The sequence below is a fragment of the Nitratireductor sp. ATLC21 genome, assembly GCF_057196525.1.
On record NZ_JBXUOU010000001.1, the window covers coordinates 335,573 to 358,042 of the forward strand.

Below are 22,470 nucleotides of genomic sequence, written 5' to 3' on the forward strand. Positions count from 1 at the left end.
GCATCTCGTTCACTGAATTTCTGTCGACACCGCTTACTGTCGGGCCCGTAACCATCCGCAACAGGGTGTTTCTGGCACCAATGTCGGGCGTGACCGATCTCGCCTTTCGCGCCCGTGCGCATGCGCACGGGGCGGGGCTTGTGGTTTCGGAGATGGTGGCAAGTGGTGAACTTGCGCGTGGCAAGGCGGAATCGGCTCGCCGCCTGCGCCGTCCCGAGGTGGACGTGCATATGGTGCAGCTTGCCGGTAGGGAAGCGCGCTGGATGGCCGAGGGCGCGCGGATAGCGGAAGCAGAAGGCGCCGACATCATCGACATCAATATGGGCTGCCCCGCCAAGAAGGTGACGGGCGGTTACTCCGGCTCTGCGCTGATGCGCGAACCCGACCATGCGCTGAGTCTGATCGAGGCGGTTGTGGCGGCGGTGCGGGTGCCCGTTACGGTGAAGATGCGGCTAGGCTGGAACGAACATGCGCTCAACGCACCGGACATCGCCAGCCGAGCAGAGGCTGCCGGTGTCGCAATGGTGACCGTACACGGGCGTACCCGCTGCCAGTTCTACAAGGGCAAGGCGGACTGGCAGGCGATATCCGCGGTGAAGGATGCCGTCACCATTCCCGTTGTTGCCAATGGCGATGTGAACACACCCGAGGATGCTGCGGGCATCCTTGCGGCATCCGGAGCGGATGCGGTGATGATCGGTCGTGCGCATTACGGTGCGCCATGGACGGCCGGAGCCGTCGCTGCCAATGCCGACCGCCGGCCTGAGAAGCTGGCTGATTATGTGGTCGATCACTATGAAGCAATGCTCGCCCTTTACGGAACGGAGCACGGCACACGACACGCCCGCAAACATCTTGGTTGGTACATGGACCGACATCTCGGCGCGGTCGATGCAGAAAGCCGCAAGGCGATCATGACGGGGACCGATCACCGCGAGGTCTCACGCCTTCTGCGGGGGCTTTTCCGCAGACACGAGGAGCGTCTGGCCGCATGAACAGGCAGGAGGAGCCCACACGCATGGAGATCGGCCCCGCCAGTCTTCTCCTGAACACGCTGAGACATCCGATGGTGATGATCGACTGCGAGGGTTTCATGGTCGAGGTCAATGCGGAAGCCGAGGACTTCTTTCGCTCCGGCGCCTCCATTCTCGCGCGCAGCCGGCTTGAGGATTTCGTCCCCTTTGGGAGCCCATTGATCGCACTTGTGGAACAGGTGCGTGAGCAGCGTGTGGCCATCAACGAATATCGCGTCGACATTTCCTCGCCGCGGCTCGGAGCGGAGCGCATGGTGGATATTCATGCCGCACCTGTTTCCGAAGTGCCTGGCGCGGTGGCGCTTCTCCTGCAGGAACGCTCCATGGCCGACAAGATCGACCGGCAGATGGTGCATCGCGGTGCTGCGCGTTCGGTGACCGGCCTTGCAGCCATGCTGGCGCATGAGATCAAGAACCCGCTTTCGGGCATCCGTGGCGCCGCGCAATTGCTGGAACATGCGGTGTCTGATGAGGACCGTGCCCTGACACGCCTCATAACCGAAGAAACGGACCGGATCGTTGCGCTGGTGGATCGCATGGAGGTGTTCTCCGACGAACGCCCCGTGGAACGCGACCCGATCAACATTCACCTGGTGCTCGATCACGTCAAAGCCGTTGCCAAGAGCGGCTTCGCCCGCAAGGTGAGCATCGTCGAAGACTACGATCCTTCCCTGCCACCCGTATGGGCAAACCGTGATCAGTTGATCCAGGTGTTCCTGAACCTGGTAAAGAACGCCGCTGAAGCGATCGGTGACCGAGACGATGGCGAGATAAGGCTGACGACGGCGTTTCGACCGGGCATTCGCTTGTCGGTTCCAGGCTCGCCGGATCGGGTGGCCCTGCCGCTGGAATTCTGCGTTCACGACAATGGACCGGGGATCCCTGAGGATCTGCGGCAAATCATCTTCGATCCTTTTGTGACTTCCAAACAAAATGGCTCCGGTCTGGGGCTCGCGCTGGTTGCCAAGATCGTCGGCGCACATGGCGGCGTCATCGAGTGCGAATCCTCTGGCCAGCGCGGCACGGTTTTCCGCATCCTGATGCCTGCCTGGCGCGAAGCGCGCCGCAAGGATGTCCTTCTTAACGAAGAGGATACGCCCGCATGACCAGCATTCTCGTCGCCGATGACGATGCAGCCATCCGCACAGTGCTTAATCAGGCACTTTCACGCGCGGGTCACGATGTGCGGGTGACATCGAATGTGGAGACGCTCTGGCGCTGGGTTTCTGCGGGCGAGGGGGACCTGGTTATCACCGATGTGGTGATGCCCGATGGCAATGCGTTCGACCTTCTGCCGCGAATCCGCAAGGCGCGTCCCGACCTTCCGGTCGTCGCCATGAGCGCGCAGAACACATTCATGACCGCGATCCGCGCCTCGGAAGTCGGTGCCTATGAATATCTGCCAAAGCCTTTCGATCTGACGGAACTCGTCAACATCGTGGGACGAGCGCTTTCGGAACCCAAGTCGAATCAGAAGGAAAGCGCAACCGCAGAAGCGCCGGACGCCTTGCCTCTCATCGGTCGTTCGGCCGCCATGCAGGAAATCTATCGCCTGCTGGCGCGTATGATGCAGACCGACCTTACGGTGATGATCAGCGGCGAATCCGGGACGGGCAAGGAACTGGTAGCGCGAGCGCTGCATGAGTATGGCCGCAGGCGCAAAGGCCCCTTCGTTGCGATCAACATGGCCGCCATCCCGCGCGATCTCATCGAATCCGAGCTCTTCGGCCACGAAAAAGGGGCATTTACCGGTGCGCAGGCGCGTTCCTTCGGCCGCTTCGAACAGGCGGAAGGCGGAACGCTGTTTCTCGATGAAATCGGCGACATGCCAATGGAGGCTCAAACACGACTCCTTCGCGTGCTGCAGCAGGGGGAGTATACGACCGTCGGCGGGCGCACCCCGATCCGGACCGATGTGCGCATCGTGGCTGCCACCAACAAGGACCCCAGAATGCTGATCGATCAGGGACTGTTCCGTGAGGACCTGTTCTACCGGCTCAATGTGGTCCCGCTGCGCCTACCTCCTTTGCGCGAGCGGGCCGAGGATATTCCCGATCTGGTGCGGCACTTTTTTGCACGAGCCGAGCAGGAAGGTCTTCAGCCCAAACGCATTGGCTCGGAAGGACTCGACCGGCTTAAGAGCTACCGCTGGCCGGGCAATGTGCGTGAGTTGGAAAACCTCGTGCGACGCCTGGCGGCTCTCTATCCGCAGGATGAAATTTCCGCAGAGATCATCGAACAGGAGTTGCGTGCCGCAGGGGCTTTGCGTGCAAGCCAACAAGATGCGCTTCCAGAAGAGACGACACTCACTCAGGCCGTCGAGCAGCATCTGCAACGCTATTTCGGACAGTTCGGAGACCAACTCCCACCGGCCGGCCTTTATCAGCGTGTCCTTGCGGATGTCGAACAGCCGCTTCTGATAGCCGCTCTTACGGCAACGGGTGGAAACCAGCTGAAGGCAGCCGATCTTCTGGGACTCAACCGCAACACGCTGCGCAAGAAGATTCGCGACTACGGCATCAATATCTATCGCGGAGCAGGCTGAGCGAGCGCCAAAACCTGGCTGGCAACTCATCCTGGCCCCTGCAGATCCCCATTTTGCCCCAGCAATGCCGCAATGTTGAGAAATGCAACTGTTGCCAGCAGGTGACAGTCGTTGCATATGTGCAACATTGGGGCGGGGTTGGAGAGCAGAAGCGGGAGTTATGGTAAGCTTGTCTGAGAGTTCGCCGACGCAGCCTTTTGTTGCGGCTTCGCCTGTTCGGCGTGGGCGGTCGGCCACGTTTTTCATCGGCGTGGCAGCAGCGCTGGGCGCCCTTCTGACGGCCGCGGTCTCGTTCACGGTGCTTCTCGGGCTCACGCCTTTCACACCGGATGCACAGACAACGCTTTTGCTCATCGCGGTGAACTTCGCATTCATCATGCTTTTGTTCGGGCTGATCGTGCTCGAGGGCCTTCGCATCTACAAATCGCGGAAGGGTCAGAGGGCGGCGTCTCGTCTGCATGTACGCATTATCGCGATGTTTTCGCTGGTGGCGGCAATACCCGCTATTCTCGTCGCGGTAATTGCCTCGGTCACACTTGAGCTGGGCCTCGACCGGTGGTTCGAACTGCGCACGAAGGTGATTGTCTACTCCTCACTATCAATTGCCGATGCCTATGTGCAGCAAAATGCCCGAAGCCTGCAGGGCACTACAGAAAGCATGGGGGTGAGGCTCGATCAGGCTCGTACCCTCTACAATCTCGACCGCTATGGGTTCCGCGATTTCATGACGCGCCAAGCCATGCTGCGTGGCCTGGCGGATGCTGAACTCGTCCGTGAAGATGGGTCCGTGATCATGAGCGCGCAGATGGCGGAGGATATTCCGCTACCGCGTCCCGGAAGCAAGGCGATGGAAATTGCCAACAGCTCCCAGATTGCGTTCAACGAGATTGGCGGCACCAATCTCGTGACCGCTGTCTACAAACTTCAGGACATCCCTGACGCCTATCTCTATACGGGTGCTTTGCTGGATCCCGAGGTGCTGAAAGCGCGGCAGATCGTGCGAACCAACACGGATGAGTACCGGTCTCTCGAGGGCAATCGTGGCAACACGCAGATCGCTTTCGCGCTTTTATACCTTGTCGTGACACTTGCGATCGTCCTTGCGGCGATCTGGACAGGCATTGCTGTTGCAGATCGCCTTGTGCGGCCGATACGTCAGTTGATCGGGGCGGCGGGAGCGGTATCGACCGGCGATCTCGACGTCACTGTTCCGGTTCGATCCTCCGACGGTGATGTCGGTCTTCTCGGCGATACGTTCAACAAGATGACACAGCAGCTCAAATCGCAGCGCGATCAGCTTATCGCCGCCAAGGACGTTATTGACGAGCGTCGCCGATTTACGGAGGCGGTCCTTTCAGGCGTGAGTGCGGGCGTCATCGGCGTGGAGGCAGACGGTTCGGTGGCCATGGTCAACCGTTCCGCGGAAGCCATGCTCGATATTTCCGCGCATGAGGCGGTGAACAAAAATCTCTCGGCTGTTCTGCCGCATCTCGGGCGTGTGTTCGAAACCGGGCGCAAATCAGGCCGCCCCGTCTACCGCGAACAGGCTACTTTCTTTCGGGGCGGATCGGAACGTACCTTCAACATCCAGATTACAACGGAAGAGGGCGTCAACGAGGACGATGAGCATTCATACGTGGTAACGGTCGACGACATCACCGATCTGATGCAGGCGCAACGGTCGATGGCCTGGGCCGATGTTGCACGTCGCATCGCGCATGAAATCAAAAACCCGCTGACGCCGATCCAATTGTCTGCCGAACGCATCCGCCGCCGGTTCGGCAAGGTGATCGAACAGGACAGGGAGATCTTCGATCAGTGCACCGATACGATCATTCGCCAGGTCGGCGATATCGGGCGAATGGTCGACGAGTTTTCGGCTTTTGCGCGGATGCCAAAACCAGACATTCAGCACCTCGATTTGAGAGATCCGCTGCGTGAGGCTTCATTTCTGGTCGAAGTTGCCCGCAACGAGATCAGTTTTGAACGGCATATCTCAGAGACCCCGCTGATGGGTCGTTTCGATGCGCGCTTGATGGGGCAGGCCTTTGGCAACGTCATCAAGAATGCCGCAGAGGCGATCGACGCTGCCGAGCGGAGCAATGGACAGCCGGGCGCAATCCGCATCAATGCCGGCATGAGCGGCCGCTTCATCCAGGTTGAAGTGATCGACAATGGCAAGGGATTGCCACGGGAAAACCGTCAGCGTCTGCTCGAACCCTATATGACCACGCGCGAAAAGGGGACGGGCCTGGGCCTGGCTATCGTGAAGAAAATTATTGAGGACCATGGGGGACGGTTGGAGCTGCACGATGCGCCGGCCGATTTCCATGGCGGCATCGGCGCGATGATCCGCATCATACTTCCTGCCGCCGGAGACGCCGGCGGCATCGCTGAGACGACAAGAAGGTAGAAAATGGCTTCCGACATTCTGATCGTAGACGACGAGGAAGACATCCGGGAACTCGTTGCCGGCATTCTGAGCGACGAGGGCCACGAGACACGAACGGCTCATGACAGCGACAGTGCGCTGGCCTCGATCTCCGAGCGCGTCCCGCGCCTGATCCTGCTTGATATCTGGCTGCAGGGATCCAAGCTCGACGGGCTGGCGCTGCTCGACAAGATCAAGGAATTGCACCCGCATGTGCCTGTCGTCATGATTTCCGGTCATGGCACCATCGAAACCGCGGTTTCGGCGATCAAGCGCGGTGCCTATGATTTCATCGAGAAACCCTTCAAGACCGATCGGATGATCCTGATCTGCGAGCGGGCGCTTGAGATTTCCAAGCTCAAGCGCGAGATGAGCGATCTGAAGAAGCGCAGTGGCGCCTCATACGATCTCGTTGGCGAATCCGCCGCGCTCAACCATTTGCGCCAGACAATCGAACGCGTTGCGCCGTCCAACAGCCGGATCATGCTGACCGGACCATCCGGATCCGGCAAGGAGCTGGTTGCCAGAGCGATCCATGCCGCCTCGCCACGCAGCAATGGACCATTCGTGACGCTGAACGCTGCAGCCATTACGCCCGAACGCATGGAAATCGAGCTGTTCGGCACCGAGTCGGATGGTGGCGAGAGGAAGGTGGGTGCCCTTGAGGAGGCGCATGGCGGCGTTCTCTACCTTGATGAAGTGGCCGACATGCCACTTGGCACGCAGAGCAAGATTCTGCGGGTTCTCGTGGACCAGCAGTTCGAACGTGTCGGGGGCACGCGGCGTGTGAAAGTGGACGTGCGCATCATCTCATCCACCGCGCAGAACATCGAATCCCTCATAGCCGATGGCCGTTTCCGCGAAGACCTGTTCCACCGGCTGGCAGTGGTGCCGGTGGTCGTGCCGCCCCTAGCCGACCGACGTGAGGACATACCCCTGCTTGTCGATCATTTCATGCAGCAGATCGGTGAACAGGCCGGCATCAAGCCGCGCCCGCTGGGCAACGACGCAATGGCTGTGCTTCAGGCGCATAATTGGCCGGGCAATGTGCGACAGCTGCGCAACAATATCGAGCGGTTGATGATCCTGACGCGGGGTGACGGGCCGGACACACCGATTACTGCCGACCTTCTGCCGGCGGAAATCGGCGATGTCATGCCGCGTCTGCCGACGCAGTCGGATCAGCACATCATGGCGCTGCCATTGCGCGAGGCGCGCGAACTCTTCGAAAAGGAATATCTGCTTGCCCAGATCAACCGCTTCGGCGGAAACATCTCGCGTACGGCGGAATTCGTCGGCATGGAACGCTCGGCACTTCATCGCAAACTTAAATCTCTGGGCGTCTAGCGAGTGAGATGGAGCGGACAGACAGCAGAAGGCGGACATCCGGCTTTCCGGTTTTCATGGCGCGGGAAAAGCGCTAGAGCATGGGCCTTGCAGACCCGGCATTTGGTCTTTGTTGAGGCAGGGAACAGGCGATGAAAGTCATTATTTGCGGCGCGGGGCAGGTCGGCTTCGGTATTGCGGAACGACTGGCGGCCGAGCAGAACGACGTATCCGTCATCGACACATCGCCGGAATTGATTCGTGCCGTTCGCGATACGCTCGACGTGCGCGGCTTTGTCGGACATGGCGCGCATCCCGACGTGCTCGCCTCAGCCGGCGCGAGCGAAGCCGACATGATCATCGCAGTGACCCTGTTCGACGAGGTGAACATGGTGGCCTGCCAAGTCGCGCATTCGCTGTTCAACGTGCCGACCAAGATCGCGCGCATTCGCTCGCAATCCTATCTGCAATCGCACTATATGGACCTGTTCTCGCGCGATCATCTTCCCATCGACGTGATCATTTCGCCGGAGGTCGAGGTTGGCGAGATGGTGATGCGCCGCATCGCTCTGCCGGGTGCAACGGATGTGGTGAGCTTCGCCGACGACAAGGTATCGATGGTGGCGATCGAGTGTCTGGAGGAATGTCCGGTCATCAACACGCCGCTGGCACAGCTGACGGAACTTTTCCCTGATCTGCCCTCGACCGTTGTGGGCGTCTCACGCGAAGGCAAGCTGTTCATCCCGCATTCGGGCGATCAGCTCATTGCCGGTGATCTGGCCTATGTGGTGACCACCAAGGATCAGGTGCGCCGCACGCTTGGCCTCTTCGGCCATGAGGAGCGCGAGGCAACGCGGATCGTGATCGCCGGCGGCGGGAATATCGGCCTTTACGTCTCGCGCGCCATGGAGAAGAAGCAGAGCCGCACCAAGGTCAAGGTGATCGAGAACACCCGCGAACGGGCGGTGGCTCTCGCAGACAAGCTGCGCCGCACGGTCGTTCTTCATGGCAGCGCGCTCGACCAGAAACTTCTTCTGGAAGCCGATATCCAGCATGCCGACCTGATGGTGGCGCTGACCAATGACGATCAGGTCAACATCCTTTCGAGCGTGATTGCCAAGCGTCTCGGGTGCCGCTCCAATCTGGTTCTGATCAACAATCCCACCTATCACGATTTCGCCAAAACGCTGGGGATCGACGCGCATGTGAACCCGCGCTCCGTGACGATCTCCAAGGTTCTCCAGCATGTCAGACGCGGCCGCATTCGCGCCGTCCACAACATTCAGCGCGGTGCAGCCGAGGTCATCGAGGCCGAAGCTTTGGAAACATCGCCGCTTGTGGGGCCGCCGCTCAGCGAGGTGGAGTTCCCCGACGGAATGCGCATCGGCGCGGTCTATCGCGACGGTGCTGTTATCAAGCCGAGCGGATCTTTGAAGATCAAACCGAAGGACCGGGTTGTGATCTTTGCGCTCGAAAGCGCGGTTCGGCAGGTCGAGCAGATGTTCCGTGTCAGCCTGGAGTTCTTCTGAGCTGCTTGAAAAAGCTCCCGCAGGGCGGCAAAACAAACCTTTCTTTCGTGCGGCAACGATTCCAGCCGGCGGATTTCAGCAGACGGAGAGTGAGACATGCCACGCATTGCTTATGTGAACGGGCGTTATGCGAATCACGGTGACGCGATGGTTCACGTGGAGGACCGTGGCTATCAGCTCGCCGACGGCGTCTACGAAGTGTGCGAGATTTCTCGTGGATACATTATCGATATGAAGGGGCATCTTGACCGGCTCGACCGTTCGCTGCGCGAACTGCGCATGGACTGGCCGGTTGAGCGCAAGGCTCTCGAATTCATCATGCGTGAAGTCATCCGCCGCAACCATGTACGCAACGGTATGGTGTATCTGCAGGTGACGCGCGGCGTGGCCCCGCGTGACCATGCCTTCCCCACCACGCCCGTTCGCTCAGCCCTCGTGGTGACGGCAAAGCGCATGGATCCGAACGCCGCGGCAAAGAAGGCCGAAAAAGGCATGACCGTGATCACCGTGCCGGAAAACCGCTGGGAGCGCGTGGATATCAAGACGATCGGACTTCTTCCGAACGTCCTGGCACGTCAGGCGGCGGTTGATGCCGGGGCGCAGGAGGCCTGGTTTGTCGACCCGGACGGGACGGTCAAGGAAGGCGCTTCCACCAATGCGTGGATCGTGACGAAGGACGGTCATCTGGTGACGCGGCCGGCCGATTTCGGCATTTTGCGTGGGATAACCAGAGCCACCGTGATAAAGGTCGCCGCCGATCTCGGGCTGAAGGTCGAGGAGCGCGCTTTTTCGGTGGAGGAGGCGCAAAACGCCCGCGAAGCCTTTGTAACCAGCGCCACAAGCGTGGTGATGCCTGTGGTCAACATCGATGGGAAACCCGTGGCCAACGGACATCCCGGCAGTGTCGCGCGCTCTTTGCGGGACGCGTTTTTTGCGATTGCGGAAAAAAGTCCTAGCTGTTAACCAACGCGCATGATGATGCGGCTCGGTGCAACCGATGAACATAGGCATCAATTGATCATGCAGTCCCTGTCACAGACTTTCTTGACAGGAGCGTGTCATATTTGCGCTACTGGCTGCCCTAAGGCAGCGAATGGGTGAAAGACCAAAAATGGCGGAACGAACTCAAAACCTGCAGGACCTGTTCCTGAATACCGTTCGCAAGAGCAAGAACCCTCTCACGATCTTCCTCATCAACGGTGTCAAACTGACAGGCATTGTTACTTCATTCGATAATTTCTGCGTGCTTTTGCGCCGCGACGGACATTCGCAGCTCGTTTACAAGCACGCGATCTCGACGATCATGCCGAGCCAGCCTGTTCAGCTTTACGACGCCGAGGAAAGCAATCGGGACTCCTGATTGACAGAAAAACGCAAGTCAGACGAAGAAGCCCGCGGCGGCGATCGGTCGACCACAAGTCCCGACACCACGCGAGCTGCAGTCATTACGCCTGTCCTCCCGTCCGATCGCCGTGCCGCCGAGAGCGGTGCGGTTTCTTCGCGTGCATCCGAAGCGCGCCACGAAGAGGCGATCGGTCTTACCGAAGCGATCGATCTCGATGTGGTTTTCGCCGAGATCGTAAGTGTTCATACGCCGCGGCCGGCAACATTGCTCGGCACGGGCAAGCTGGAAGAAATCGCTGCCCGGGTTGAAGAACAGGATGTGGAAGTGGTGATCATCGATCATCCACTCACACCGGTGCAGCAGCGCAATCTCGAAAAAGCGCTCAAAGCCAAGGTTTTGGACAGGACAGGGCTTATTCTTGAGATTTTCGGGCGCCGCGCGCGAACCAAGGAAGGGCGGCTTCAGGTCGATCTGGCCCATCTGGAATATCAGCGCGGCCGGCTTGTCCGGAGCTGGACCCACCTGGAGCGGCAGCGCGGCGGCGGCGGCTTTATGGGCGGCCCGGGCGAGACGCAGATCGAGGCAGACAGGCGACAGCTTCAAGAGCGCATCATGCGTCTGAAGAAGGATCTGGAACAGGTCCGGCGCACACGCGATCTGCATCGCGCCAAGCGTCGGAAGGTCCCGTTCCCGATCGTCGCCATCGTTGGCTACACCAATGCCGGAAAATCGACCCTGTTCAATCGGCTCACCGGGGCAAGCGTGATGGCGGAAGACATGCTCTTCGCCACGCTGGACCCCACGCTTCGCCGGGTACAGCTGCCTCATGGCACGACCATTATCCTTTCCGATACGGTCGGCTTCATCTCCGACTTGCCAACCCACCTTGTCGCCGCTTTCCGCGCAACGCTCGAGGAGGTTGTTGAAGCGGACCTGATCGTGCATTTGCGCGACATCGCAGACCCCGATACGGCAGCTCAGGCGATGGATGTCGAGGCCATTCTCGGCGACCTGGGGGTGGATGCCGCTGACCGGAAACGCGTGCTGGAGGTCTGGAACAAGATCGACAGTCTTGATCCGGAACGACGTCGGGCCCTTCTGGAGGGGATGCGTGCCGACGATGCACCGCTGGCAATCTCCGCAATCACGGGGGAGGGTATCCCCGATCTGCTGGCGCTGATCGAAGAACATATTTCCGGACAGATTGTCCTGACCTCGATCGTCCTTGCGCCGGAACGGATGTCACTCCTCGACTGGGTGTATCGCAATGGCGACGTTGTTGAGCGCACAAACAACGACGATGGAAGCATCTCACTGAAACTGCGGATGACGGAATCGGCGAAACAGGAGCTTCAGGAACAGCTCGCCGGAAAGAAGGCCGCTCGCCATTAGGTCCCAGGCCCCATGGCGAACGTGGCACTCACATGGAGAGGGTGTCAGCAGGCTGCGGTTTTTGCGCGTTGCCACAGCGCTTCCATCTCCTGAAGGTCTGCATCCTCTAGCGAGCGCCCAGCCTTTTTAAGCTCGCGTTCCACAAAATCGAAGCGCTTGCGGAATTTATCATTGGTCCGGGCAAGTGCGGCTTCCGCGTCGTGCCCCAGGTGGCGTCCCAGATTAACCACGGCGAACAGAAGATCCCCGTATTCCTCCGCCGCGTGAGCGTCATCCTGTTCGTTTAAAGCGTCCCGCAATTCACCGATTTCCTCCTCGATCTTGTCGAGTACAGGACCGGTTTTACCCCAATCGAAACCCACGCGGGCAGCCCGTTGCTGGAGCTTGTAAGCGCGCATGAGAGCGGGCAGGGCGCGCGGAACATCATCCAGATAGGCGGTGAGCTCTTCAGGGCTGCCATTTTGTTGTCGCCGGGCAAGGCGCTCGGCCTTTTCCTGTGCTTTAATCTCGTTCCACATGCCTTTCGCCATGCCCCGGCTCCGTGCCTCGGCATCACCGAACACATGCGGGTGGCGACGGATCATCTTGCGGGTGATCGCCTCTACCACATCACCAAAATCGAAATGACCTTCTTCCTCAGCCATGCGTGCATGAAAGACGACCTGCAAAAGAAGATCTCCCAGCTCATCACGCAGATCATCAAGATCATGGCGCTCGATCGCATCTGCGACTTCGTAGGCTTCCTCGATCGTATACGGTGCGATGGACGCGAAATCCTGCTCAACGTCCCACGGACAGCCGGTCTGCGGCGTGCGAAGGGCTTTCATGATCTCGAGAAGTCTTGCGATATCCTTTGAGGGCTGCATCACCGCGTTCCTGTGTCTGATCTGTCGACGCTTTTTCTTGACCGGCAAAAGCTCACCAAGCAATTGATTTAATGCGGATCCGGATGAAACCCGCTGCCGATCGGACCGGAAAATGCTCCCGCTCAGCCGATCGTGCGTTCGAGCACACGCAGCCAGTTGCGCCAGGCGATTTTCTCGACCAGTTCCTCTCCATAGCCATGCCCGCGCATGGCCTCTATGAGGTTCGGCAAACCGGAGACATCTCCGATCCCACGCGGCACCAGTGCGCCGTCGAAATCCGACCCGAGTGCCACTCCGTCTTCGCCAAGTGCTTCCAACATGGCATCCAGATGCCTCAACAGGATGTCTAGATCCGTGTTGGCGTTGGTGTCGCCGTCGGGACGCAGAAAGCTCACCGAAAAATTGAGGCCTGCCAATCCGCCGGTTTCCCGGATCGCCCGCATTTGCCAATCCGTGAGATTGCGTGACTGGGGACAGATGGCATGAACGTTTGAATGGCTCGCGACGAGCGGTGCCTCGCTGATCGCCTGAACGTCGCGAAAACCCTTCTCATTGAGGTGGGAAAGATCGACCAGGATGCCCAGGCGATTACACTTGCGGACAAGCGCCTTGCCAGCGTCGCTCAAACCCTCTCCGATGTCGGGTGTCGACGGGAAGCGGAAGGGAACACCATGGCCGAAAATGTTGGAACGGCTCCACACCGGTCCGAGCGAACGCAAGCCGGCAGCATAAAGAACGTCGATCAGATCCAGATCGGGACCGACGGCTTCCGCGCCTTCAATATGGAACACGGCGGCCAGCGTGTCTGATGCCATCGCCGCACGAATGGCCGCCGCATTGCGACATACGGCGAAACGCCCATCGGATGCGCGTTCCAGCCGCTGCAGCAACGCTGCCATCGCGATGGTGGAGGCCAGTGCATCGCCTTGACCCAGCGTTGGGAAGGTCACATCCTGCGGGCGTTTTCCATCCACTTTCATGTTTGAGAGCGGTGGTGGAAATATTGCGAAGAGCCCGCCCGCCAGTCCGCCTTTCTGGGCCCGAGGAAGGTCTATATGTCCTCGATCCGTTCCTTCAAGAAAGAGTTGCTCGGCGTCCCGCCTTCCGCTCTGGTAAAGTCTCAGAAGCGCATCGTTGTGACCGTCGAAAACGGGAATTGTATCTGCCATGAAGAAGCTGCCTTTTGGCACGAATGCGCCGGGTGAGTCTGGGCATCATTTTTAAGCAAGGCTCATACGGGAAGCAAATCGCCTGGGCCTGATCTTCTGCGTCCTCCAGAAATCTCCACGGCACAATTCGCACCGTCTTGAATGGAACGAGTTGACGCCATGCCCGGCGCGGCTGTAAAAGCCCCCGACAGCGACCGGAGGGATGGCCGAGCGGTTGAAGGCACCGGTCTTGAAATTCGGTCAGCCGCGTATCGGCTTGTTATCGATAATCCTGAGTCATCTTTAAAATTCAGGGTGATAGGCGTAGAGGCGTCTTTATCTGTACTGTTCTCAATCGCCTTGTGCTACCGAATTCGGTAGCAAAATGGTAGCAGTATGGTGGCAGGATGTTCACCGACTGTTCTTGATGCTCGATACACTCTCCGAACTGTGGGTGAGGCTGACGTAGTCTGATCAATACCGACCAAGGCTGGGCTTGCAGAATATCGGCCTTACACTTCTTTCTCATCCCCAATAAGGAGATGGTCTATCATTCCTCGCCCTTCCATGGCGTGGAAGTATCTTCCTCTTCCTCTAAGAGTTTCGCTTCTTGTGAAAGCTTCCATTCGGCCACTTGCTTTTCCCAACGCTTCCGCTGTTCAATCGCCTCTGCCTTGATGCGGTCCGCAGCTTCAATTGCATCATTCACATCGGCACCCTGTTGGATTGCATTAGTCTCATGCACAAAATCAACCAGTCGATTGTGACAGTCAAAAACTTCGTCAGCTAAGCGACTAAATTCCTCGCTAAACAGAATACTTGCTTTTGCAGCATATATTGCAAGATCCTCTTGGCAGTCTGGGGCCAACAAAATTTCAGTCCACTGCTCCTCAATTGACTGCGCTTTTTGAGTCATAGCGGAGGACTGATCTGCAAGTCCCTGCAGATGATCGATCGTTCGAAGTCCTAGCTGCACTAGTCTGCGAACAGCTTCCGATCTGGAAGGGACACGGTTTTCGTAGCGCCAATCATCAATGGCTTTGATTTCGTCGGCCGTGATCTTCACGTGCAGACGTTCGGTTTCGCTGCTTCCTAGCTTTGGACGCGCCATTTATTCACACTCCCGTACAAAGGTGCATAACGTGCACACAAAAAACTTGCAAATCCATTAAAGATGGATGAGGATCATTTTGTGCGCACGAATCGCACAAATGGAGACAGCAATGACCATCGACGAAGCACTTTCCCGGCCGACGATTTCGGTCCCTGACGCCGGAAAACTCTTTTTTGGGCTTGCCCGTAACGCAGCTTATGAAGCTGCACGTAGCGGCGATATTCCAACAGTGAAGATCGGAGGCCGGATCATGGTCCCGGTTGTGCCGCTGGCTACTAAGCTTGGCCTTCGCACCAAGTTTGGAGACGCGGCATGAATAATACGATCCCAGAAACAAAAGGCCCGGCAGAGGCGGCAACCTCTCCGAGCCATGATTCAGACAATCCCTGCAGAGGAAATGTACAGAACATGTGCACAATTAACACCGATTCCGCTGAACGACTACCCCTTCATGGACGACAGAGCGTTCAGATTGATCTGAATGCGCTCGATCGGATGGGCGTTGGCCTCCTGAAATCGCTGTATTACGATATCCACACCCTCAATGACGTTCTGAGCGGCATGCTCAATCGTCCATGCCATCAGTCTAGTGAGCGCTGCTACGAGCTCAATACCGCCGGCAGCCTGCTGGACGATCTCCATGAGTTCCTCAGCGTCTACGAGCAGGCGATCATCAATGCAGTTCGAACGAAGCGTCCGACTGATCCCATGGATGTCTACGATCGTGCGAGTCTACTTCTTCGATATGAAGCGTGGTGCGATGAAAACCTTCTCGATATCGCGAGCATGGCCCTGCAATTTGCCAAGCAGGAAGCTGATGCCAAGGCTCCCAAACGGAGGGTTGCGGCATGAATCTATCTCCTAGCGAACGAATCCGCTCCCTTTCGAACGAGCTTTCCAAGGCACTTGATCAGTGGAATGCGGAATTGGAAGGGGAGATCTGGGCGATCAGAATCTACCCCAGCACGATCAAAGGGCACGGCGTTTATCTTGAGAACATCAGCTACTGCGCCGATGTCGTTCTTGCTCGCGAAACACCGACCCATCGTAAGCTGGTTGCGGGAGGTGCCCGATGAAGCCGCCCAGCACATTGATCGACGCGCCGGTGTTTATCTCCAACATCGAAGCGGTCTTGGGTCAGACTTGCGCCATACTCCACGAACTGGATCGCGCAAACCTGAGTGAGGCAAACGTCGCGGCCGTCGATACCGCCATCGCGATGCTCAACGTTTCATCAGAAGCATGTTCCCGTGTCGTGTGCGACATTGAGCGCGGCTTCCAGTTTCACGGAACTGGAGGTGCAGTATGACTTCCAGCAAAACCTTGAGACAATGTCCAGTCAACGAAAGTGGGGTGGCCTCTGATGAGCAGGCATTCCAGGCTGCATTTGACGCGTTCGAGGTATGGCGTTCTGCCAAGCTGAAATCTGATCGCACCATGTCGTTTGCGGACTGCCACGACACGGCACAGGCTTGGGTGAGGTTTCAGAACCTGTATCTTGGCGACACGCAGAAGCTCCCGGTAGGTCCGGCAAACGGGAATGTCGTAGAGCTGCGTCGGCGGCCCCGCGTCGTCGGAGGTGCGGCGTGACTGAAACGATTTCGATGCTTGCGGTGGACATGCTCCACCGCCGCAAGGACGCCCGTCCTTTGAACGATGCGATTCTCCCATCTCTGTGCGCCAGCATTGAAGAGATTGGCGTCGTGAACCCGATACGGGTCAGGCGTGAGGGCGATGGCTACGAGGTCATCGCTGGTGCACACCGTTTCGCGGCATGTGACCTGATCGGGCTTAGACAGGTGCCTTGCATCATCGTCGACGACGATGATCTCCATGCCGAACTGGCGATGATCGATGAAAATCTGATGCGGGCGGAGTTGTCCGCATCGGAACGTGCGACCAGTACCGCACGGCGTAAGGCGATCTACCTGGAACTGCATCCTGAGACGAAACACGGAGTGAACCAGTATTCGAGCAGTCGCCAAGTTGGCGACTCCATTGACCGTTTCACTGCCGCCACCGCTTCCGCCACTGGTCAATCCGAGCGTTCCGTACAGCGTGCTGCAGAACGCGGTGAAAAGGTCGTCCCGGAGGCCATGAACAAGATCACCGGGACAAAGCTCGACACGGGGGCATACCTCGACCGTATCAAGAACCTGCCGCCCGACGAACAGGTTAAGGCGGTCGAGCGCGATGTCGTTGCCCCGCGAGCTCCTGTAGCCCGCAAGCCAATGGCGGAATCAGCACCGACGAAGCCGGCGAACGTCTTCGCAGCCTTCATCGAGCACGCCGACGTCATCGAAACCCTTCCGATCCCGGATTTGATTTCCGCGAGCGGCCGTCAGCGCTCTGTCCTTGGGCAGCGCGCATCGGGCCTCGCAGACCGTATGATCGAAATTGTTGAAAGGCTTGACCAATGAGCACGCGGCCTTGGATGCCTCTCTATGTCGGTGACTATCGCGCCGACACCACCCACCTTAACGCTGCGCAGCACGGCGCATACTTGCTTCTGATCATGCATTACTGGCAGCAGGGATGCTTGCCGGATGACGATGCGCAGCTTGCCCGTATTGCCTGTATGAGTCCGTCAGAATGGCGGAAGCACCGACCGGTCGTCCGTGCCTTCTTCAGCGATGGATGGCGTCACGACCGGTGTGATGAGGAAATCGAACGTACCGCCGCGTCGTACAATCGACGTGCCGAGGCGGGACGTCGTGGCGGTAAAGCGAAGGCCAAACGAGCCTCCCAGAATTCTAGCAATGCTACAGCAATGCTTAAGCAAGGAGGCAAGCAATGCTCTAGCAAGTCACAACCACAATCACATCCACTACGTGGAAGTCCTAGCCAAGGGGAAGGAAGCTCCAAGGTTGAAGGTAGGGTGCTGGGGGAAGGGGACACTCGCCCTTGGCCCGGGTTGGCAGTGGTCAACGGGGGTGTCGGTTCGGAGGGTTCGCGATGAAGTTCGATCTGCATCCGCTCCAGCACCGTGCACTCGACATGCTGCGCGCCTCGCTAGCCAGCGGCAAGCGCCGTCCGATGATTCAGGCTCCCACTGGCTTCGGCAAGACGGTGATCAGCGCTGCCATTGTCGAGGGTGCCTTGCGCAAGGACAACCCGGTGCTGTTCGTGGTTCCGTTCCTGTCGTTGGTTGACCAGACCGTCGAGAAGTTCGCCGAGCAGGGCATCGAAAGCGTCGGTGTCATGCAGGGTTACCATCCGCAGACTGACGCCAAGCAGCCGGTTCAGGTGGCGAGCGTTCAGACGCTGATGCGGCGGAGTTTGCCGAAAGCCGGGATCGTACTGATCGACGAAGCCCACCGATGGTTTGATTTCTACGGCAAGTGGATGGCAATGCCGGAATGGGCAGATGTCCCGTTTGTGGGATTGAGCGCCACGCCATGGGCCAAGGGGCTTGGCAAGCACTACGATGATCTGCTGGTTCCGACGTCGACCAAGGAATTGATCGCGGAAGGTTGGCTTTCGCCGTTCAAGGTTTTCGCACCGTCGCATCCCGATCTGTCCAAGGTGCGCACTGTGGCAGGCGACTACCACGAAGGCGAGTTGTCGGAAGCGATGAGCCATCCGGTTCTGATCGCCGATACGGTGTCCACCTGGCTACAGCTTGGCGAGGATCGGCCCACGCTCTGCTTTGCCGTGGATCGGGCACACGCCCGAAAGCTCTCCGATGAATTCGAGGCGGCAGGTGTCCCGACTGGCTACGTTGACATGAACACCCCGCCGGAAGAGCGGGCTGCTATCGGTGAGCGACTACGCAATGGGCAGATCAAGGTGGTTTGCAACGTCTACACCCTGACGACAGGTGTGGACTGGGATATCCGTTGCATCATCCTCAATCGGCCAACAAAGTCGGAAATCTTGTTCACGCAGATCATCGGTCGTGGTCTGCGTATGGCAGAGGGCAAAACCGAGTGTCTGGTCCTTGATCATTCCGATACGACCCTTCGTCTGGGCTTCGTGGATGACATCCACCACGACCGGCTGGATGATGGGAAACGCCAGTCAGGCAAGCGCACCAAACGCGAGAAGGCGACGCCCCTGCCGCAGGAGTGCAAGGCGTGTTCATTCCTAAAACCAGCGGGAATTCACAAGTGCCCTTCATGCGGCTTTGCGCCTGAGCGCCAATCGCGGATCGAGGAGCAGCAAGGCGAACTCATCCAGATCAAGGGCGGTAAGAAAGCGCGCAAGGAGGCAACGCCTCACAGCCCGCAGGAAGTCTACTCGATGCTGATCTGGGTTCAGCGGGACCGGGATTATAACCAGAACTTTGCCAAAGCGAAATTCATGGAGCGCTATGGGAGCTGGCCCGTGGGCCTGAAGCATGAACCGCTGGCCCCGGACGCGGTTTTCCTCAATTGGCTGAAGTCGCGACAGATCGCCTATGCAAAGCGCAAGCAGAAGGATGCGAAGCATGCGGCGTGAACCACTGAAGGACCGCGCAATCGGCAAGTGGCCTGCCATCCTCGCCGAGCTTGGTGTGCCTCAGAAAGCACTGCGAAACCGCCACGGTCCATGTCCAATGTGCGGTGGAAAAGATCGCTTCCGTTTCGACGATAAGGGCGGACGCGGGACCTGGATTTGCTCCAAGTGTGGTGCCGGAGATGGGATTGAGCTCGCCAAGCGCTTTCTTGGTGTTGATTTTCGGGCAGCGGCTCAGCGTATCGAAGAGCACATTGGCGCAGCGCCGAAGATTGCCCGACGAAATGGTCAGGCCGTGAATGACAACCAACGCCGTGAGCAAATGGCGGCTCTTTGGGGACGTGCGAAGCCCGTCACTCTGGGTGATCCAGCCGGTCAATATCTGCATTCGCGCACCGGTTTGGTCGAGTTCCCGTCTGTGCTTCGATTTGCAAAAGACGAGCGATACTCCGATCCCGGTAGCCGCCCCACCTGGCACCCCATGATGGTGGCCAAGGTTGATCCGTCGGATGCTGCCGCCGCTGCTGGCGAACGAGCAGCGCTTCACCGGACATATCTTAGCCCACATGGGGGCAAGGCAGACGTGAAGTCACCACGCAAGATGATGGGGACAATGCCGTCGGGTGGCGCGGTACGATTGATGCCGCACACAGATCAACTTGGAATTGCTGAAGGCATTGAAACCGCACTTGCGGCATCCATCCTGTTCAATCTCCCTGTTTGGGCCGCATTGACTGCGGGGCTTCTGCAGGAATGGTCGCCGCCTGCCGATGTAACCACAGTGTTCATTTTTGGGGACAACGACGCCAGCCATACCGGTCAAGCGGCAGCATACTCGCTCGCGCAACGCTTAAAGGCGAGAGGCGTATCCGCATTTGTGGAATTACCCGTTCGCGTCGGAAACGACTGGAATGACGAACTCCTTGCAAAGATGGAGCGCGCGCAGTGAGCAAGAAGATCAAACGCCTTTCGGCCGGTCGTCTCAAGCTGAAGGTGCAGACCACAGAGGTCGACAATCCGTATTTCCAGCCTGGGTATGCAGAAAGCCCATCGAACCCCAGAACGGTGAGGGCATACGTCAACGTACGTGAGAGCGCGATTGAGACGCTCTTTGCCCGTGGCAGCCTCGATCGCCCCCAGAAGCAGGCGGCAGATCGTTTTCGCTCCCTCTGGGAGACCATGGGCGGGGCTGGTGCCGGTGCTATCGACTACACACAAGAGCATGTTGACGGCGGTGGGGCCTCCGATCCCATCAGCTTGCGTCAACTTGCTGCCGGCAAGGAACTTAAGCGATGTAGGATGTTGCTCGGTGCACGGGGTTTCGCACTGGTATCAAATGTGGCCGGAGACGGGCGTTCGTTACCTGAAGTAGCAGGCCCCACCAAGCGGGACAGGCTCTCCGCAGCAGACGCGCTGAGGGGATTTCTGGACGATCTAGCAGAAATGTGGGGCTATCGAAATTCTGCACATCGAAATAGAACTGCTGTGCGAAAATAGGTTGACCTTGGTGAACCGAGATTGTAGTCTGTAAGCAAGTTGGCGGTTTGCGCCAGCGATAGCCCGCTTTCCAAGGCGGGCTTTTTCAATTGCATTTGATTGCCAAGACTAACGATCTCTTAACGGAATCTGCGAGGAGTTCCGGGGATATCCCTTCTAGCGCATAGCAACACCGCTCTTCTGCTGAAAGTTTGCGCTTTTCCCGTCAGGGATCAGCAGCAACAATCACATCAGGAGCCTCGCATGTCCGATCTCAGCCCAGTTTCTCCGATTGAGGCATCGGACCTCACTCCCAAAGTTCCTGAAACCGGTGAGCCAATGTGCGAGAGCGTTGATCCTCGCAGCCTGTTTGTTGACCATTCATACCAGCGGCAGATAAGTGAGCGCGGGCGGCGGCAGATCAGGCGCATCATCGAAGGGTTCTGTTGGAGTAAATTCAAGCCTCCTATCTGCGCCTACGCTGATCAAGACGGACAAACGATCCTCAAAGTGCTGGACGGCCAACACACTGCTGTAGCAGCAGCAAGCAATCCACATATCAAAGCAATCCCAGTGATGATTGTTGAGGCACCCGATACTGCCGCGCAGGCAGCGGCATTCGTTGGCCAAAATACGGAACGAGTGGGTGTCACTCCGCTGCAGTTGCATCAGGCCTCTGTCGTAGCTGGAAACCCTGAAGCGCAAACCGTCGAGTTAGTATGTGTGCGTGCAGGTGTCACACTGGTCAAGAACACTGCTGGCGGCGGAAAGTACAAGCCACGCGAGACAATTGCAGTTGCGGCACTGCGTGGCTTGATTGATCGGCATTCGGCGCAGGGCGCACGCAAGATACTGGAGGTTCTTGCCAACGCCGATCTTGCGCCGATTACTGCGCAGCACATAAAGGCAGCTGAGCTGCTCATGACGTCGTCGGATTACGCACAGCGCTTCGAGCCGGTAGATCTAAGTGTTGCGATTGGTGACCTCTACCTAACGGCAGAGGATGAAGCCAAAGTGATGGCGCATATGAATCGAATCTCCGTCTGGCGGGCGCTCGCTGCCATCTGGTTTCGAAAGACGAAGAAGCGGAAGAAGGTTCTGCGAGCGATCGCATAGCGACGTCAGAAAAGGGCCTGAGCGAAGCGAGCGCATCTTTAGGCCGTAGATCGCGTTTGCACCTTGATCTACAAGGTAGACTAATCGAATTCGATTGAGCTGAAACCTGCAGCGAGCGCAGGCGACAGCGTGAAGCCAGGAAGCGGCATGATCCTACTGATCGGCGCCATCGTCGTCGGGTTCGTGGTGGCGGCCGCGCCTGTTTGGTCGCATTCGAGAGATCGGCCTTGGTGGCCATCGCTTATTCTGCTGCTTGTAATGGTGCTGGTAGCCGGGCTGTTGGCGATAGATCGAATCGAAGCGGCCGATGACTTTAACGGGAAGCCCCTCGACACTGCGACGGGCATCAATTTCAGCACCGTAGAGCAGTGGTAGCTCGCCAAGCTCACAACCTGGAGGTCGTGCGTTCGATTCGCGCCGGTAAAAGCAAGATCAGACAGGCTTTGCAGCCAGACCAAACTACCTCCGGCACCGCGCCCTGTATATCCGACCGTTGCGGCCTCGGTACTCGCAGTAGCCATTGCGCAGGTTTCGAACGAGAAGGCCGCCAAGCGCTCCTGCACCGGCGCCGATAAGTGCACCTCGACCACCGCCGGCCAGTCCACCTACAACTGCTCCTGCGGCCGTTCCGACACTGAGGTCCCGTTCTGTAGTAGTGCATCCAGCTAGGGCAATGGCCGCTACCGCAACGACAAGCATTTTTCGAACCAT

At 58.4% G+C, this 22,470-nt stretch carries 25 protein-coding genes; 21 read left to right on the forward strand and 4 right to left on the reverse strand.

Annotated features, from left to right (window positions below):
• Nucleotides 1–2 precede the first annotated feature (2 nt).
• The 9 genes from dusB (at nucleotide 3) to hflX (ending at nucleotide 11,602) form a co-directional block, all read left to right on the forward strand.
• Complete coding sequence (dusB, locus tag AC2CHD_RS01610) at nucleotides 3–995, forward strand: tRNA dihydrouridine synthase DusB (RefSeq protein ID WP_484553187.1); 993 nt, start codon at nucleotides 3–5, stop codon at nucleotides 993–995.
• The gene (locus AC2CHD_RS01615) at nucleotides 992–2,140 is read left to right on the forward strand and encodes a two-component system sensor histidine kinase NtrB (RefSeq protein ID WP_229446913.1); all 1,149 of its coding nucleotides are present in this window, start codon (nucleotides 992–994) and stop codon (nucleotides 2,138–2,140) included. The genes dusB and AC2CHD_RS01615 overlap by 4 nt, the downstream gene beginning before the upstream one ends.
• Nucleotides 2,137–3,579: a nitrogen regulation protein NR(I) gene (gene ntrC / locus AC2CHD_RS01620; protein WP_229446912.1), complete on the forward strand. Its 1,443-nt coding sequence runs from the start codon at nucleotides 2,137–2,139 to the stop codon at nucleotides 3,577–3,579. Before AC2CHD_RS01615 ends, ntrC begins: the two co-directional genes overlap by 4 nt.
• A 160-nt stretch (nucleotides 3,580–3,739) precedes the next feature.
• Nucleotides 3,740–5,992: a sensor histidine kinase NtrY-like gene (locus AC2CHD_RS01625; protein ID WP_484552357.1), complete on the forward strand. Its 2,253-nt coding sequence runs from the start codon at nucleotides 3,740–3,742 to the stop codon at nucleotides 5,990–5,992.
• A gap of 3 nt (nucleotides 5,993–5,995) precedes the next feature.
• Nucleotides 5,996–7,357, forward strand: a complete 1,362-nt coding sequence (gene ntrX, locus AC2CHD_RS01630; protein ID WP_229446910.1) for a nitrogen assimilation response regulator NtrX — start codon at nucleotides 5,996–5,998, stop codon at nucleotides 7,355–7,357.
• A gap of 131 nt (nucleotides 7,358–7,488) precedes the next feature.
• Nucleotides 7,489–8,865: a Trk system potassium transporter TrkA gene (trkA, locus tag AC2CHD_RS01635; RefSeq protein ID WP_223020646.1), complete on the forward strand. Its 1,377-nt coding sequence runs from the start codon at nucleotides 7,489–7,491 to the stop codon at nucleotides 8,863–8,865.
• Between the two features lie 96 nt (nucleotides 8,866–8,961).
• Nucleotides 8,962–9,828, forward strand: a complete 867-nt coding sequence (locus AC2CHD_RS01640; protein WP_229446909.1) for a D-amino-acid transaminase — start codon at nucleotides 8,962–8,964, stop codon at nucleotides 9,826–9,828.
• Between the two features lie 148 nt (nucleotides 9,829–9,976).
• Nucleotides 9,977–10,225 (forward strand): RNA chaperone Hfq, encoded by a 249-nt coding sequence (gene hfq / locus AC2CHD_RS01645; RefSeq protein WP_007007454.1) that lies wholly within the window; start codon nucleotides 9,977–9,979, stop codon nucleotides 10,223–10,225.
• Nucleotides 10,226–11,602, forward strand: coding sequence for a GTPase HflX (gene hflX / locus AC2CHD_RS01650; protein ID WP_484552358.1), 1,377 nt, complete (start codon nucleotides 10,226–10,228; stop codon nucleotides 11,600–11,602).
• A 44-nt stretch (nucleotides 11,603–11,646) separates the two neighbouring features.
• Here the strand turns inward: hflX and mazG are convergent, their stop codons facing one another.
• The 3 genes from mazG to AC2CHD_RS01665 all read right to left on the reverse strand — a co-directional run bounded on the left by mazG (nucleotide 11,647) and on the right by AC2CHD_RS01665 (nucleotide 14,727).
• Nucleotides 11,647–12,468, reverse strand: coding sequence for a nucleoside triphosphate pyrophosphohydrolase (gene mazG, locus AC2CHD_RS01655; RefSeq protein ID WP_484552359.1), 822 nt, complete (start codon nucleotides 12,466–12,468; stop codon nucleotides 11,647–11,649).
• A gap of 122 nt (nucleotides 12,469–12,590) precedes the next feature.
• Nucleotides 12,591–13,637: a dipeptidase gene (locus AC2CHD_RS01660; protein WP_484552360.1), complete on the reverse strand. Its 1,047-nt coding sequence runs from the start codon at nucleotides 13,635–13,637 to the stop codon at nucleotides 12,591–12,593.
• 529 nt (nucleotides 13,638–14,166) lie between these two features.
• Nucleotides 14,167–14,727 (reverse strand): hypothetical protein, encoded by a 561-nt coding sequence (locus AC2CHD_RS01665; RefSeq protein WP_484552361.1) that lies wholly within the window; start codon nucleotides 14,725–14,727, stop codon nucleotides 14,167–14,169.
• 112 nt (nucleotides 14,728–14,839) lie between these two features.
• On the opposite strand from AC2CHD_RS01665, the gene AC2CHD_RS01670 reads away from it, so the two are divergent.
• From AC2CHD_RS01670 to AC2CHD_RS01725, 12 genes are all read left to right on the forward strand, one after another.
• Nucleotides 14,840–15,046, forward strand: coding sequence for a DNA-binding protein (locus AC2CHD_RS01670; protein ID WP_484552362.1), 207 nt, complete (start codon nucleotides 14,840–14,842; stop codon nucleotides 15,044–15,046).
• The gene (locus AC2CHD_RS01675) at nucleotides 15,043–15,582 is read left to right on the forward strand and encodes a hypothetical protein (RefSeq protein WP_484552363.1); all 540 of its coding nucleotides are present in this window, start codon (nucleotides 15,043–15,045) and stop codon (nucleotides 15,580–15,582) included. Before AC2CHD_RS01670 ends, AC2CHD_RS01675 begins: the two co-directional genes overlap by 4 nt.
• Nucleotides 15,579–15,806: a hypothetical protein gene (locus tag AC2CHD_RS01680; protein WP_484552364.1), complete on the forward strand. Its 228-nt coding sequence runs from the start codon at nucleotides 15,579–15,581 to the stop codon at nucleotides 15,804–15,806. Before AC2CHD_RS01675 ends, AC2CHD_RS01680 begins: the two co-directional genes overlap by 4 nt.
• On the forward strand, nucleotides 15,803–16,039 hold the full coding sequence (locus AC2CHD_RS01685; RefSeq protein WP_484552365.1) for a hypothetical protein: 237 nt from the start codon (nucleotides 15,803–15,805) through the stop codon (nucleotides 16,037–16,039). Before AC2CHD_RS01680 ends, AC2CHD_RS01685 begins: the two co-directional genes overlap by 4 nt.
• Nucleotides 16,036–16,320 carry a hypothetical protein gene (locus AC2CHD_RS01690; RefSeq protein ID WP_484552366.1) on the forward strand — a complete coding sequence of 95 codons (285 nt, stop codon included), beginning with the start codon at nucleotides 16,036–16,038 and terminating at the stop codon, nucleotides 16,318–16,320. The genes AC2CHD_RS01685 and AC2CHD_RS01690 overlap by 4 nt, the downstream gene beginning before the upstream one ends.
• Nucleotides 16,317–17,150, forward strand: a complete 834-nt coding sequence (locus AC2CHD_RS01695) for a ParB/RepB/Spo0J family partition protein (protein WP_484552367.1) — start codon at nucleotides 16,317–16,319, stop codon at nucleotides 17,148–17,150. The genes AC2CHD_RS01690 and AC2CHD_RS01695 overlap by 4 nt, the downstream gene beginning before the upstream one ends.
• Before the next feature lie 14 nt (nucleotides 17,151–17,164).
• Nucleotides 17,165–17,689, forward strand: coding sequence for a YdaU family protein (locus AC2CHD_RS01700; protein ID WP_484552368.1), 525 nt, complete (start codon nucleotides 17,165–17,167; stop codon nucleotides 17,687–17,689).
• A complete protein-coding gene (locus AC2CHD_RS01705) occupies nucleotides 17,686–19,170 on the forward strand; it encodes a DEAD/DEAH box helicase (protein ID WP_484552369.1) in 1,485 nt (494 codons plus the stop codon). Before AC2CHD_RS01700 ends, AC2CHD_RS01705 begins: the two co-directional genes overlap by 4 nt.
• A 97-nt stretch (nucleotides 19,171–19,267) precedes the next feature.
• Nucleotides 19,268–20,116: a DUF7146 domain-containing protein gene (locus AC2CHD_RS01710; RefSeq protein ID WP_484553188.1), complete on the forward strand. Its 849-nt coding sequence runs from the start codon at nucleotides 19,268–19,270 to the stop codon at nucleotides 20,114–20,116.
• Nucleotides 20,113–20,664, forward strand: coding sequence for a hypothetical protein (locus AC2CHD_RS01715; RefSeq protein WP_484552370.1), 552 nt, complete (start codon nucleotides 20,113–20,115; stop codon nucleotides 20,662–20,664). The genes AC2CHD_RS01710 and AC2CHD_RS01715 overlap by 4 nt, the downstream gene beginning before the upstream one ends.
• A gap of 243 nt (nucleotides 20,665–20,907) precedes the next feature.
• Complete coding sequence (locus AC2CHD_RS01720; protein ID WP_484552371.1) at nucleotides 20,908–21,759, forward strand: hypothetical protein; 852 nt, start codon at nucleotides 20,908–20,910, stop codon at nucleotides 21,757–21,759.
• 147 nt (nucleotides 21,760–21,906) lie between these two features.
• Nucleotides 21,907–22,134 (forward strand): hypothetical protein, encoded by a 228-nt coding sequence (locus AC2CHD_RS01725; RefSeq protein WP_484552372.1) that lies wholly within the window; start codon nucleotides 21,907–21,909, stop codon nucleotides 22,132–22,134.
• Between the two features lie 84 nt (nucleotides 22,135–22,218).
• On the opposite strand, the gene AC2CHD_RS01730 is transcribed toward AC2CHD_RS01725, so the two are convergent.
• Nucleotides 22,219–22,470 carry a YMGG-like glycine zipper-containing protein gene (locus tag AC2CHD_RS01730; RefSeq protein WP_484552373.1) on the reverse strand — a complete coding sequence of 84 codons (252 nt, stop codon included), beginning with the start codon at nucleotides 22,468–22,470 and terminating at the stop codon, nucleotides 22,219–22,221.